At 73.1% G+C, this 12,471-nt stretch carries 15 protein-coding genes; 6 read left to right on the top strand and 9 right to left on the bottom strand.

The features are described from left to right. The first annotated feature begins 26 nt into the window (after positions 1 to 26). From ACZ4S3_RS06840 to ACZ4S3_RS06825, 4 genes are all read left to right on the top strand, one after another. Positions 27 to 260: a hypothetical protein gene (locus ACZ4S3_RS06840; protein ID WP_362705502.1), complete on the top strand. Its 234-nt coding sequence runs from the start codon at positions 27 to 29 to the stop codon at positions 258 to 260. Between the two features lie 88 nt (positions 261 to 348). After that, positions 349 to 1,191, top strand: a complete 843-nt coding sequence (locus ACZ4S3_RS06835; protein WP_467927092.1) for an SURF1 family cytochrome oxidase biogenesis protein — start codon at positions 349 to 351, stop codon at positions 1,189 to 1,191. Positions 1,192 to 1,220: 29 nt separating this feature from the next. Then, the gene (locus ACZ4S3_RS06830) at positions 1,221 to 3,008 is read left to right on the top strand and encodes a glycoside hydrolase family 15 protein (protein ID WP_467927090.1); all 1,788 of its coding nucleotides are present in this window, start codon (positions 1,221 to 1,223) and stop codon (positions 3,006 to 3,008) included. Between the two features lie 4 nt (positions 3,009 to 3,012). After that, complete coding sequence (locus ACZ4S3_RS06825) at positions 3,013 to 3,768, top strand: SDR family oxidoreductase (protein WP_467927087.1); 756 nt, start codon at positions 3,013 to 3,015, stop codon at positions 3,766 to 3,768. Between the two features lie 69 nt (positions 3,769 to 3,837). Here ACZ4S3_RS06825 and amaP read toward each other — a convergent pair whose 3' ends face one another. The 5 genes from amaP to ACZ4S3_RS06800 form a co-directional block, all read right to left on the bottom strand. After that, a complete protein-coding gene (amaP, locus tag ACZ4S3_RS06820; protein ID WP_467927084.1) occupies positions 3,838 to 4,443 on the bottom strand; it encodes an alkaline shock response membrane anchor protein AmaP in 606 nt (201 codons plus the stop codon). 7 nt (positions 4,444 to 4,450) lie between these two features. Further along, positions 4,451 to 5,119: a DUF6286 domain-containing protein gene (locus tag ACZ4S3_RS06815; RefSeq protein WP_467927081.1), complete on the bottom strand. Its 669-nt coding sequence runs from the start codon at positions 5,117 to 5,119 to the stop codon at positions 4,451 to 4,453. Beyond that, entirely contained in the window at positions 5,116 to 5,502 is a 387-nt protein-coding gene (locus tag ACZ4S3_RS06810) for an Asp23/Gls24 family envelope stress response protein (protein WP_467927077.1), read from the bottom strand. The genes ACZ4S3_RS06815 and ACZ4S3_RS06810 overlap by 4 nt, the downstream gene beginning before the upstream one ends. Positions 5,503 to 5,508: 6 nt before the next feature. Then, entirely contained in the window at positions 5,509 to 5,706 is a 198-nt protein-coding gene (locus tag ACZ4S3_RS06805; protein WP_467927073.1) for a hypothetical protein, read from the bottom strand. Between the two features lie 66 nt (positions 5,707 to 5,772). Then, positions 5,773 to 6,231: an Asp23/Gls24 family envelope stress response protein gene (locus tag ACZ4S3_RS06800; RefSeq protein ID WP_467927069.1), complete on the bottom strand. Its 459-nt coding sequence runs from the start codon at positions 6,229 to 6,231 to the stop codon at positions 5,773 to 5,775. Between the two features lie 213 nt (positions 6,232 to 6,444). On the opposite strand from ACZ4S3_RS06800, the gene ACZ4S3_RS06795 reads away from it, so the two are divergent. After that, complete coding sequence (locus tag ACZ4S3_RS06795; RefSeq protein WP_467927065.1) at positions 6,445 to 7,164, top strand: hypothetical protein; 720 nt, start codon at positions 6,445 to 6,447, stop codon at positions 7,162 to 7,164. A gap of 43 nt (positions 7,165 to 7,207) precedes the next feature. Here ACZ4S3_RS06795 and ACZ4S3_RS06790 read toward each other — a convergent pair whose 3' ends face one another. From ACZ4S3_RS06790 to ACZ4S3_RS06780, 3 genes are all read right to left on the bottom strand, one after another. Continuing rightward, positions 7,208 to 7,987 carry an enoyl-CoA hydratase/isomerase family protein gene (locus ACZ4S3_RS06790; RefSeq protein ID WP_467927062.1) on the bottom strand — a complete coding sequence of 260 codons (780 nt, stop codon included), beginning with the start codon at positions 7,985 to 7,987 and terminating at the stop codon, positions 7,208 to 7,210. Between the two features lie 115 nt (positions 7,988 to 8,102). After that, on the bottom strand, positions 8,103 to 8,324 hold the full coding sequence (locus tag ACZ4S3_RS06785; protein WP_006606369.1) for a helix-turn-helix domain-containing protein: 222 nt from the start codon (positions 8,322 to 8,324) through the stop codon (positions 8,103 to 8,105). A 405-nt stretch (positions 8,325 to 8,729) separates the two neighbouring features. After that, positions 8,730 to 10,328, bottom strand: a complete 1,599-nt coding sequence (locus ACZ4S3_RS06780; protein WP_467927059.1) for an ABC-F family ATP-binding cassette domain-containing protein — start codon at positions 10,326 to 10,328, stop codon at positions 8,730 to 8,732. 237 nt (positions 10,329 to 10,565) lie between these two features. Between ACZ4S3_RS06780 and ACZ4S3_RS06775 the strand changes: the two genes are divergently transcribed. Then, positions 10,566 to 10,982: a VOC family protein gene (locus ACZ4S3_RS06775; protein ID WP_467927055.1), complete on the top strand. Its 417-nt coding sequence runs from the start codon at positions 10,566 to 10,568 to the stop codon at positions 10,980 to 10,982. 17 nt (positions 10,983 to 10,999) lie between these two features. Here the strand turns inward: ACZ4S3_RS06775 and ACZ4S3_RS06770 are convergent, their stop codons facing one another. After that, positions 11,000 to 12,466 (bottom strand): hypothetical protein, encoded by a 1,467-nt coding sequence (locus ACZ4S3_RS06770; RefSeq protein WP_467927052.1) that lies wholly within the window; start codon positions 12,464 to 12,466, stop codon positions 11,000 to 11,002. Positions 12,467 to 12,471: the final 5 nt, after the last annotated feature.

Genomic DNA, 12,471 nt, shown 5'->3' with positions numbered 1-12,471 from the left:
CGCACCCCGCCCGCACCCTGTGGCGCATGGCACGTTGTGAGGTCTGCGGAAACGAATACGGCATGACGTTCGAGGTGCACGCGCAGGGCGCGGTGCATGTCTTCGACTGTTTCTCCTGCGCCATCCACCGCATGGCGCCGATCTGCGAGCACTGCCGGTGCCAGATCATCGGCCAGGGCGTCGAGGTCGAGGGGCACTTCTACTGTGGCGCCCATTGCGCGCGCTCGGAGGGGAAGGTGGGCATCGTCGACCGGGTCTGAGCCCCGCCACCACGCTCGTCACGCGGCTCCCGGCCCCCGGCAGGACCCCCTGCCCGGGGGCCGCCGCACGCCAGGTACGGTCGATGCCGTGTACCGCTTCCTGTTGTCCCGGCAGTGGGTGATCCTCACCCTCGTGAGCCTCGTGCTGATCCCCGTCATGATCAAGCTGGGCTTCTGGCAGCTGCACCGCCATGAGCACAAGGTGGCGCAGAACCAGCTCATCGCGGACAGCCTGGCCGCCAGGCCGGTCCCGGTCACCGCGCTGACCGCCCCCGGGCGGACGCTCCCCCACCACGACATGTGGCGCACCGTCACCGCCACCGGCACCTACGACACCGCGCACGAGGTCGTGGTCCGCCAGCGCACCGCGGCCGACGAGCAGAGCATCGGCTACTACGTCCTGACCCCGCTCGAGCTCGCGAACGGCGACGACGTCCTGGTCAACCGCGGCTGGATCTCGGCCGGCGACGACCTCACCAAGTTCCCCGACGTCCCCGCCGCCCCCAAGGGCAAGGTCACCGTCACCGGCCGCATCATGGCCGACGAGACCAGCGCGGAAAGCGGCATCAAGGACACCAGGGGCCTGCCCGCCCGCCAGGTCATGCTGATCAACAGCAAGGAGCTGGCGAAGCGGCTGCCGCGGCCGGTGCTCGGCGGCTATATCGAGCAGACCGCGCCCAAGGCGGCCGGCGGCAAGCCCGAACTGGTCCCCGAGCCGGACCACGACAGCATCGGCCCGCACATGGCGTACGCCATCCAGTGGTGGCTGTTCGCGGCGGCGGTCCCGGTCGGCTGGGTCATCCTCGTACGCCGCGAGCGCCGCGACCGGGCTCAGGCGGCGGCCGCGGAAGCCGAGGAGGCCGCGCGGGTTCCCGGGGAGCCGGAGGAGCCCGGGGAGCCGGTAGCCCGGACAGCCGCCATCACCGAGTAGCCGGGGCGCCGTGCGGGAAGGCGCCCTGCGTGCACCCACACATCGAGGACTACGCGCTCATCGGCGATCTGCAGACCGCCGCCCTCGTCGGCCGCGACGGCTCCATCGACTGGCTGTGTCTGCCGCGGTTCGACTCCGGCGCCTGCTTCGCCGCCCTCCTCGGCGGCAAGGACAACGGCCACTGGCGGCTGGCCCCCACCTCCTCCGAGGCCCGCGCCGAACGCTCCTACCGTGGCGACTCGCTCATCCTGGACACCGTCTGGGAGACCCCCACCGGCAGCGTCCGGGTCACCGACTTCATGCCGCAGCGCGACCGCGCGCCCGACGTCGTACGGATCGTCGAGGGCCTGCGCGGCAGCGTCGAGATGCGCGGGGTGCTGCGGCTGCGGTTCGACTACGGACGGGTGGTTCCCTGGGTACGCGCGGCCGAGGGCAGCCGGGTCGCGGTCGCCGGACCGGACTCCGTATGGCTGCGCACCCCCGACCGGTGCCACACCTACGGCAAGGACTTCAGCACCCGCTCGGACCTCACCGTCGCCGCGGGTGAGCGCACCGCGTTCGTCCTGACCTGGCACCCCTCGCACGAGCCCCGGCCGACCCTGATCGACCCGTTCGACGCGCTGGACAACGCCCTGGAGGACTGGCACGAGTGGTCCGCGCGCTGCCGCTACAACGGCCCGCACCGCGACGCCGTGATCCGCTCGCTGATCACCCTCAAGGCCCTCACCTACGCGCCCACCGGCGGCATCGTCGCGGCCCCCACCACCTCACTGCCCGAGGAGCTCGGCGGCGTCCGCAACTGGGACTACCGCTACTGCTGGCTGCGCGACGCCAGCCTCACCCTGAACTGCCTGATCTCCGCCGGATATCTGGACGAGGCCGGCGCCTGGCGGGAGTGGCTGCTGCGCGCGGTGGCCGGCTCCCCCGACGACCTGCAGATCATGTACGGCCTCGCGGGCGAGCGGCGGCTCCCGGAGTCGGAACTCCCGTGGCTCACCGGATTCGCCGGATCCGCGCCCGTACGGATCGGCAACGCCGCCGTCGAACAGCGCCAGCTCGACGTCTACGGCGAAGTCCTGGACTCCTTCCACATCGCCCGCGGGGCCGGCATGGAGACCGAGACACACGCCTGGAGCATCCAGCGCGCCCTGGTGGACTACCTCGAGTCGACCTGGCGCGACCCCGACGAGGGACTGTGGGAGATCCGCGGGCCGCGCCGGCACTTCGTCCACTCCAGGGTGATGGCCTGGGTCGCCGCGGACCGCGCCGTACGCGCACTGGAGGCCGATCCGAAACTCGGCGGGGGCATCGACCGCTGGCGGGCGATGCGCGACGACATCCACCGCGAGGTCTGCGAGCGGGGCTACGACGCGGAGCGCGGCACCTTCACCCAGTACTACGGCTCCGCGGAACTCGACGCCGCCACGCTGCTGATCCCCCGCGTCGGCTTCCTTCCCGGCGACGACCCCCGGGTCATCGGGACCGTCGACGCGGTACGCCGGGAGCTGTCGGACGACGGTCTGGTACGGCGTTACAGCACCGGGAGCGGCGCCGGCGTCGACGGACTGCCCGGCGGCGAGGGCACCTTCCTCGTCTGCTCGTTCTGGCTCGCCGACGCCCTCGAGCTGACCGGCCGCAGCGACGAGGCACATGCGCTGTTCGAACGGCTGCTGGCGCTGCGCAACGACGTGGGCCTGCTCGCCGAGGAGTACGACCCGGCGGCCCGCCGCCAGCTCGGCAACTACCCGCAGGCCTTCAGCCACATCGGTCTGGTGGGGACCGCCTTCGGTCTGTTCGGGTGCGTGGCGGCAGACTAGGGCCATGGATCTTGGACTTACCGACCGGACATACCTCGTCACCGGGGCGACCCGCGGCCTCGGCTTCGCCACCGCCCGGGAACTCGTCGCCGACGGCGCCAATGTGGTGATCACCGGACGCACCGAGGAGAGCGCCATCGCGGCCGCCGCCTCCCTGGGCGAACGGGCCCTCGGCGTGGCGGCGGACAACGCCGACCCCGAGGCCCCCGCCCGCCTGGTGGCCGCCGCCCGCGAGCGCTTCGGCCGCTTCGACGGCGTCCTCATCAGCGTCGGCGGCCCGGCCCCCGGCACGGCCGCCGACAACACCGACGACCAGTGGCGGTCCGCCTTCGAATCGGTCTTCCTGGGCGCGGTACGGCTCGCCCGCACCGCCGCCGCCGAACTCGACGAAGGCGGCGTCATCGGCTTCGTACTGTCCGGCTCCGTCTACGAGCCCATCAGCGGCCTGACCATCTCCAACGGGCTGCGCCCCGGGCTCGCCGGCTTCGCCAAGTCGCTCGCCGACGAGCTGGGCCCGCGCGGCATCCGCGTCGTCGGCGTGCTGCCCGGCCGCATCGCCACCGACCGGATGACCCAGCTCGACGCCCTCTCCGGGGACCCCGAGGGCTCCCGCGCCCGCAACACGGCGTCGATCCCCCTGGGCCGCTACGGCAGTCCCGAGGAGTTCGGCCGCGTTGCCGCGTTCCTGCTCTCGCCCGCGGCTTCGTATGTCACCGGGGTGATGGTGCCCGTGGACGGCGGGGCCCGGCACGGATTCTGACGGCCTGGCGGGCGGGTGCGGAGGCGGGGCGGGGCCGCGGACGAAACCGCGCCCCCGCCCCGCCGCCCCCTAGTTCACCCGCTCCGCCCGATGGCGCACTCCCCGCAGCCGTACGTCCGCCGGCAGCCGGTCCAGCCCCGCCGAGCCGCGCGCATGGGCCACCGCCTCGTCCTCCAGGCGCCGTACGACCGAACCCGGGTCGGCATGCGGGGCGAGCGACAGGACGGCACGTACCCGCGGCTGCGTGCGGCGTCCGGTCAGCACCACCGCGGCCCCCTCGACACCCTCCAGCGCCTCCGTCTCGGCCGTCAGCGCCGCCTCCAGCGCCCGGCCGCGCAGCAGGGCGCCCTCGCCGTCCCCGCTGTCGACGAGGATCTCGGTCAGCCGGTGTCTGCGGAGCTGGGTCACCAGCCACCACAGCAGGAGCAGGACGAGCACCGCCAGGACGGCGATGACGGCGGGCCACCACCAGCCGCGGTCCGTCCACCGGGTGCGGCTGTGACGGGGCAGCAGCACCTCGCCGGGGCTGCTCCAGGGCCAGCCGTCGGGCAGCCTCAGGTGCCATTTCGCGGGCAGGCCGAGCCCGCCCATCAGCACCGCTCCCCCGGTCCCCAGCAGCACCGCACCGATCAGGCCCAGCAGCACCCGGTTGGTGCTTCTGCGTAGCGTGCGCATCGCGCGCTCACCTCTTCTTCGGGCGCCGTACGTGGACGTTCAGGTGCAACCCATGGGCCAGCCCCAGCTGCTGGAGGCCGTCGCCGAGCGCCGTATCGAGGTCGCCGCGGACCTCGTCCAGTTCGCGGAAGTGCGCGTACGCCAGCACCTTGGCCTTGCGCCGGCCCACCTTCATCCGTACGGACTGCACCCCGGCGACCTCCATGGCGCGGTCGCGCAGCACCAGGGCCGCGGCCGAACGGTCCAGGCAGACCCGCAGGTCCGGGGCGGTGCGCCGCATCGGCAGCAGCTCGCGCAGCCCGGGGGTGACGGCCGGCACGATCAGCCAGATCCCGATCAGCATCGCGGCCGCGGCGGCGCCCAGGACCCAGGGGTCGTCCAGGTGGCGGGTGGCCAGCTGACGGGCGAGCCAGATGCGCCAGGCCATCGCGGGGCGGCCGGCGCGGACCGCGGCCACGTCGTACAGCAGCAGGCCCAGGGCACCGAGCAGCACCAGGGCGACCAGTGCGGCCGGTACCCGCCGGGCCGACCAGTAGCGCCCGGGGCGGCCCCCGTCCGCCGTGTTCGTATAGGCCGCGCCCGATGCGGACTGCTCCAGGCCGTCGCCGCCGCCCGGCTGTTTCTCGAGGGTGGGCAGCCGTCGGGTGTCCGGCGGATCCGTGTCGTCGTCGCTCATCGCACCCTTCCCCGGTCCGGGCCGTCCAGCAGCGGCGAGTGCAGACGCTCCACCTCCACCGCGACCTCCGGCACCTCCATGCTCGCCAACGCCCTTACCCGTTCGGCGACTTGATGACGCACCGCAGCGCACTGCGCGCCGATGTCGGAGGGATAGCCCAGCTCGACGGCGACCTTGACCCGGGCCTCGCCCAAGTTCCGCGGGCCGTCCCGCCGCTGGACGGTGACCGTCGCATGGGCAACGGCGGGGGCGGCGGGGGACGCCTCGCGCAGCGCCTCGCGCGCCGCCTGTGCGGCGATCTTCGCCACCACCCGGTCCGCGATCGTGGTCGCGCCGCGCTCACCCGCCGGTACGGCAGGGGCGGCGGAGGGGACCGTCGCCACCCGGCCTCACCGCCGCCGGCTGTCGCGGTCGCCGTTGCGCGTACGGAAGAAATCGCCGGGCGCCAGATCCCCTTCCAGGAACCTGCCTGCCACGAACCCGATGGCGCCCAGCGCCGCCACCAGGACGAACGCTCCGAACCCGCCGAAGTACCCGGCGAAGCCCAGCACCATGCCGGCCAGAAGGCCGACCGCGGCCATGCTCATCGTGCGCTCCCTCGCTGCCACTCCTGGCGGGCCCCGCTCCTGCGGCCGGGCCCCTTACCGACTGCGTTACTGAATGCGCGGCTCCGATTGTTCCTCGTCGTCTTCCTCATCGGGCAGCTTGACATCGCTGACCGCGATATTGACCTCGACGACTTCCAGGCCCGCCATCCGCTCGACGGCGGAGATGACGTTCTCCCGGACACTGCGGGCGACCTCGGCGATGGAGACGCCGTAGTCCACCACGATCTCCAGGTCCAGGGCGGCCTGTACCTCACCGACCTCGGCCTTCACCCCGCGCGTCACGGCGGACTTGCCGCCGCCGGGCACCCGTTCCCGTACCGCCCCCAGGGTCCGGGCGAAGCCGCTGCCCATGGCGTGGACGCCCACGACATCGCGGGCCGCCAGCCCGGCGATCTTCTCCACGACGCCCTCGGCGATGGTCGTACGCCCACGGGACGCGGGGTCGCCGCCGCCGCGCCTGACCGGCGCCTTCACGCCGTCCGAGATCTGCTGGCTCTCACTCATCGCCGTTCGTCCCTTTCGGAGGGGGTCGGAGGTTGCGGAGATCGGAGGGAGGAGCGGTCCGCCCGCTCCGATTCCCACAGTAGGTCCGGTTTTCCTGGCCTGCCCCGGTATGCGGCAGCGGAGTGCTCCATACGGCCTCGTGGGCCGCACCACCGGGCCGTACGCCCCGGACTACGGCAGGCTGGGGGCACCGTCCGGAGAAGGGGTGACGCGGTGGCCGTGAACCAGTTGGCGCCGGCCGTACGGCAGCAGCTCGGCATCGGCCGGGTACTGCCGCTGGGCGGGCCCGAGGACGGCTCATGGATCACCGAGCGGGCGGCCGCCGGGGCGCTGCGGGCGGCAGTCGGCGCACCGGCCGGGGCACGCCTCGGCGCTCTGCGGCTGAGCGTCACGGACCCCGGCACCGCTCCGGAACCGGCCGTCCCGCCGCCGCCGAGCGCGCTGCCGCCGGGCCCGCTGCGCATCACGGCGGACTTCACGGCGCCCGGCGACCGCCCGCTGCCCGATGTCGCGGACGAGCTGCGCGCGGCCCTGCTGGCGGCGTCGGACCGGGAGCTGGGGCTGGTGGTGGGTCCCGTGGATCTACGGGTCAGCGGGCTGTGGGAGGCGGGCCAGGCCGCCGGGACGGCGGAGACGGGCGGGGCGCCCGGGAACGGCGGGGCAGCGGAGGGGCGTACGGGCACCCCGCAGGACGGGCCTACCGGGCTCGGCGCCGTCGCCCTGGGCGTCCCCGGCGTCGCCCGCCTCGCCCCCGTGCTGGGCGGTCACCCCCGCCCGGTCCGGCTCCACGACGGCCACGCTCTGATCCAGCTGGCGACCGCGGCCGGCCATCGCGCCCTGGATGTCGCACGGGCCGTCCGCCGCGCGGCGACGGCCGCCCCGGCCGCGCCGCGGACGGTCGCCGTGCTGGTCACGGCCGTCGAGCGCGACTGAGACACGGCGCGTGCCAGGCCCCGGTCCCGTACCGCCGGCGGGGCTACTCCCCCAGGCCGGCGAGATCGCGCAGCCGGCGCGCCTGGGCGGCCCGCTCGGCGGTGCGCTGTTCCTCATACGTACGGCCGGCGGCCCCGGCCAGCAGGGCCTTGGTCTCGATGACGGCGTCGCGGGGCGCGGCGATCAGCGCGGCCGCGAGATCGGCCACCGCACCGTCGAGCTCGTCCCCGGGCACCACCAGGTTGGCGAGGCCCACCCGCTCGGCCTCCTCGGCGCGCACAAAGCGGCCGGTGGCACAGATCTCCAGCGCACGGGCGTAGCCCACCAGCCCGACCAGGGGGTGCGTACCGGTCAGGTCCGGCACCAGGCCCAGGCTGGTCTCACGCATGGCGAACTGCACGTCCTCGGCGACGACCCGCAGATCGCAGGCGAGGGCGAGCTGGAAGCCCGCACCGATCGCATGGCCCTGTACGGCGGCGATGGACACCAGGTCGGTACGCCGCCACCAGGTGAACGCCTCCTGGTACTCGGCGATCGTGGCGTCCAGTTCGCTGTCCGCGCCGCGCGCCAGATCGAGGAACGACGGCTCACCGTCGAACCCCTCGGGCGTGAAAGCCTGCCGGTCGAGCCCCGCGGAGAAGGACTTACCCTCGCCCCGCAGCACCACGATCCGCACATTTCCCGGCAACAGCGAACCCGCCGCGGCCAGCGCCCGCCACATGGCAGGCGACTGCGCATTGCGCTTGGCCGCGTTGGCGAGGGTCACCGTGGCGATGGTGTCGTCCACGGTGAGCCGCACACCGTCTTTGTCGAGCAGAGTCATCGAGCGCCTCCGGGTCAGCCGACCGCACGTGCGTGCGTAAGTGACTGAACGGTAACCTCCCGGTCGGCCACTCGACCGACCGGGGGGAGAACCGTTACACCCGGAGTCGCGGGCGTCAGGCCGAAGCGGCCTTCTTGCCCCTGGTGGCTCCGCCTCGACCGCGCAGGACCACACCGGACTCGCTGAGCATCCGGTGCACGAACCCATAGGAGCGACCGGTTTCTTCGGCCAGCGCCCGGATGCTCGCTCCGGAGTCATACTTCTTCTTCAGGTCTGCCGCGAGCTTTTCGCGCGCGGCGCCGGTTACCCGGCTGCCCTTCTTCAGAGTCTCGGCCACCCGTGCCTCCTCGTGGGAAGTGCGCTCTGGACTCTCATGATCACCCCTCACCGGCTTCCTGGCCACCCATTCCGCAAGGTCGGTACGACATGAATTGCCGCCCGATGCGACGCCAACCGGCCCGGAATTGCGAATTCCGCCTGCCGCGGGAGCCGTCCGCGCGCCGATTTCCCGGAAAAGCGGCAGGTCAGGGGTTATGCGGCCGAAATGACGAAGGCCGGGCCCCCGGGGGCCCGGCCTTCCTCGCAGACTCGCCGATGTACGAGCCGTTCTCACACAGATGATGGATCACGCGTAGGCCGAATGATCCAGACCGCATGATCCATACGGCCCTGCCCGGTACCGCCGCGACCGGAACGGGCCCGGTGGATGCGGCGTGGCCGGTGCGGCCGCGCAGCCCGCACGTCAGGCCAGCGCGACCAGGTCCGCGTAGTCCTGGCCCCACAGGTCCTCGACGCCGTCGGGCAGCAGGATGATCCGCTCCGGCTCCAGCGCGTCCACCGCGCCCTCGTCGTGGGACACCAGGACCACGGCGCCGGTGAAGGTGTGCAGCGCGCCGAGGATCTCCTCGCGGCTGGCCGGGTCGAGGTTGTTCGTCGGCTCGTCGAGGAGCAGGACGTTGGCCGAGGAGACCACCAGCGTCGCCAGCGCGAGCCGGGTCTTCTCACCGCCGGAGAGCACTCCGGCCGGCTTGTCGACGTCGTCGCCGGAGAAGAGGAAGGAGCCCAGCGTCTTGCGGATGGCGACGAGGTCCATGTCCGGGGCGGCCGAGCGCATGTTCTCCAGGACCGTGCGGTCCGGGTCCAGCGTCTCGTGCTCCTGGGCGTAGTAACCGAGCTTGAGGCCGTGTCCGGGGCGGACCTCGCCGGTGTCCGGCGTCTCGACACCCGCCAGCAGTCGCAGCAAGGTGGTCTTGCCGGCGCCGTTGAGGCCGAGGATGACGACCCGGGAGCCCTTGTCGATGGCCAGGTCGACGTCGGTGAAGATCTCCAGGGAGCCGTAGGACTTGGACAGGCCCTCGGCCGTGAGCGGCGTCTTGCCGCACGGCGCCGGGTCCGGGAAGCGCAGCTTGGCGACCTTGTCGGAGGCGCGCACCGCGTCCAGGCCGGCCAGCAGTTTGTCGGCGCGCTTGGCCATGTTCTGCGCGGCGACGGTCTTGGTGGCCTTGGCCCGCATCTTGTCGGCCTGCGAGTTGAGGGCCGCGGCCTTCTTCTCGGCGTTCTGCCGCTCGCGCTTGCGGCGCTTCTCGTCGGCCTCGCGCTGCTGCTGGTAGAGCTTCCAGCCCATGTTGTAGATGTCGATGTGCGAGCGGTTGGCGTCGAGGTAGAACACCTTGTTGACGACGGTCTCGACCAGGTCGACGTCGTGCGAGATGACGATGAAGCCGCCGCGGTAGGTCTTGAGGTAGTCGCGCAGCCAGACGATGGAGTCGGCGTCGAGGTGGTTGGTCGGCTCGTCGAGCAGGAGGGTGTCGGAGTCCGAGAAGAGGATCCGGGCCAGCTCGACGCGGCGGCGCTGACCGCCGGAGAGGGTGTGCAGCGGCTGGGCGAGGATGCGGTCGGGCAGCCCGAGGCTGGCGGCGATGGTCGCGGCCTCCGCCTCGGCGGCGTAACCGCCCTTGGTGAGGAACTCGGTCTCCAGGCGCTCGTACTTCTTCATCGCCTTGTCGCGGGTGGCGCCCTTGCCGTTGGCCATCCGGTCCTCGTTCTCGCGCATCTTGCGGAGCACGGAGTCCAGATCGCGGGCGGACAGGATGCGGTCGCGGGCCAGCACGTCCATGTCGCCGGTGCGCGGGTCCTGCGGCAGATAGCCGACCTCGCCGGAGCGGGTGACCGTACCGGCGGCGGGGATGCCCTCGCCCGCCAGGACCTTGGTGAGAGTCGTCTTGCCGGCGCCGTTACGGCCGACCAGGCCGATGCGGTCGCCCTTGGCGATACGGAAGGAAGCGGACTCGATGAGAATTCGGGCGCCGGCACGCAGCTCAAGGCCGGAGGCGGTGATCACGGAAAAAACTCCAGGGCAGGAAGACGGCGGGTTGGACGGACGGTCCGAGAGCGGTCAGCGCCGTCTAATGAACCCAAAGGAGAACTGCCATACAGGCAGTCTAACGGTGCCGGGCAACCGCTTTTTCCCCTGTGCGGTTTCCGCAGGTCACGGCCGGTTTCCACGGCATTGTCAGACCCCGCTGCGAGACTGTGACGCAGATCTCGATCCACCGACGGGAGAAGGATGGTGAGGGTCATGACGACGAACTCGACGGCGGGTGCACCGACGATCTGTCCGGCGGTGCTCTACCGCGATGCGCGGGCCGCGATCCGCCTGCTGACCGAGGCCTTCGGGTTCCGGGAGGAGGCGGTGTACGAAGGCGAGGGCGGCGCGGTGATGCATGCGGAGCTGTCGTACGGCAACGGGCGGGTGATGCTGGGGTCCAAGGGGCGCGGTGGGGTCTTCGGCGAGGCGATGGGCGGCGCGGGGCCGGCCGCCGTGTATGTCGTGGTCGAGGACGCCGATGCGCACTTCGCGCGGGCCGAGGCGGCGGGGGCCGAGATCCTGATGCCGCCCACGGACCAGGACTACGGCTCGCGCGACTACATGGCGCGGGACGGCGAGGGCAACGTCTGGAGCTTCGGGACATACCGGCCGGGCGCCTCGCCATGAGGCGCCCGGCCGTCCTCTTACGCGCCGCCCGTGTGCACCTGGAACGCCGCGCGGCGCACGGCCTTGGCGAGCGCCGGGTCGGGGTGGGCCGCGGCCAGGGCGACCAGCACCTGGACGGTGCGGGGATGGCCGACGGCGCGTACCTCCTCCAGGAGGCGCGGCACCGAGCCCTGGACCGCCGAGTCGAGGTGCCGCACCAGGAGTTGGGTCTCGCCGTGGTCGGCGACCGCCGCCGCGGTGTCCACCCACAGCCAGGTCGATTCCTCGCGGGTGAGCACATCGGGCGCGGTCTCCGGGTCGCCGCCCTCGTGCTCGACCAGCCACAGCAGGGCGTACGGACGCAGGGCCGGCTCGTCGGCGGCGGCGCGGACGGCGGGTTCGGCAAGGGCGCCGACCGCCCGCAGCGCCTCGAAGGCCAGCCCGCGCAGCAGCGCGTCCTCGCCGCGGGCCACGGCCAGCAGCTCCTCGACGGCGGCGCCGACCGCGCGGGCGGCGAGCCAGGCGCGGTATTCGGTACGGGCCGGTCCCGGGGTGAGCCGGGCGCAGCCGCGCAGCATCGCCTCCGCCGACTGCTCGATATGGCCCGCCGGGCTCTGCGCGGCGACGCAGATCTGCTCCAGCTTGACCCACACCGACCAGTTGCCGAGCGGTGTCAGCTGCGCCTCGTCGCTGCCGTAGGACTCCTCGTACGCGCCGTCCCGGACACCGTCCTGCGCGCCCTCGGGCGGGACCATCGCGCCCACCGTCGTCAGTGCGCCCAGGGCCCAGTCGAGGAGTTCGGCGAGCGAGGCCCCCGCGGCGTCGTTCACCGTCCCTTCGGCGTCGGCGGTGCCGCCCGGGGCCGGGTCCTGCCCGTAGGGGACCTCGCAGCGTTCGGTGCGCAGCTCGGCGACGCGCTGGTCGAGCATGTCCAGCAGGACGGGAAGCCGGACGGGCCCGGCCGACAGGTGCAGCAGGGACAGCAACTGCGGCACGGCCTCGACAACTTCGGCGACGATGGCCGGGCCGGCCGTGCCCGGTGCGGGGCGGGCCAGCGACCAGGCGTCGAAGAGGGCGACCCAGCCGCGCAGGGCGGCCGTGTCGTCGCGGTCCCAGGCGCGCAGCCGCCAGCCGGGGCGGGCGACGCCGCCGTGCAGTTCGATGAGCCCGGCGAGGCGGGCGCGGTCCCAGTCGGCGCGGACCTGGTGCGGTGTCAGTCGCAGGTCCTGCGCGGCACGTTCCACGGCGGCGTCCGGCAGCGCCCCGTCGGGGCCCGCGCGCAGGCCCGCCCCGGTGGCGCCGGGGCCGTCGGCCCAGCGGGCGAGGCGGGCCGCTCCGGCCAGGACGGCGCGGGCCTGCCGGGCCAGTTCCGCCGGGGCGGGGGTGCCCGCGGGCGGGCGGGGCGCCGGGCGGGCGGCCCGGGTGCTCACCGCCCGGCGGGCGGCCGCAATCGGTTGACCGGAGACGAGTCGGAGCCGGGAGTCGCGCGGAGTACGGGACGTCACAGGAG

The sequence above is a fragment of the Streptomyces sp. NPDC028368 genome, assembly GCF_055565615.1.
Note: the sequence above shows the minus strand (reverse complement) of the source record. Positions and strands in the feature narration are given on the sequence as shown.

What these genes read in the sequence shown, in the direction of transcription:
- ACZ4S3_RS06815 (WP_467927081.1), bottom strand. Translation starts at nt 5,119, where the DNA reads ATGAGCGACGACGACACGGATCCGCCGGACACCCGACGGCTGCCCACC.
- ACZ4S3_RS06775 (WP_467927055.1), top strand. Translation starts at nt 10,566, where the DNA reads ATGACGACGAACTCGACGGCGGGTGCACCGACGATCTGTCCGGCGGTG.
- ACZ4S3_RS06800 (WP_467927069.1), bottom strand. Translation starts at nt 6,231, where the DNA reads ATGAGTGAGAGCCAGCAGATCTCGGACGGCGTGAAGGCGCCGGTCAGG.
- amaP (WP_467927084.1), bottom strand. Translation starts at nt 4,443, where the DNA reads ATGCGCACGCTACGCAGAAGCACCAACCGGGTGCTGCTGGGCCTGATC.
- ACZ4S3_RS06825 (WP_467927087.1), top strand. Translation starts at nt 3,013, where the DNA reads ATGGATCTTGGACTTACCGACCGGACATACCTCGTCACCGGGGCGACC.
- ACZ4S3_RS06805 (WP_467927073.1), bottom strand. Translation starts at nt 5,706, where the DNA reads ATGAGCATGGCCGCGGTCGGCCTTCTGGCCGGCATGGTGCTGGGCTTC.
- ACZ4S3_RS06840 (WP_362705502.1), top strand. Translation starts at nt 27, where the DNA reads ATGGCACGTTGTGAGGTCTGCGGAAACGAATACGGCATGACGTTCGAG.
- ACZ4S3_RS06790 (WP_467927062.1), bottom strand. Translation starts at nt 7,987, where the DNA reads ATGACTCTGCTCGACAAAGACGGTGTGCGGCTCACCGTGGACGACACC.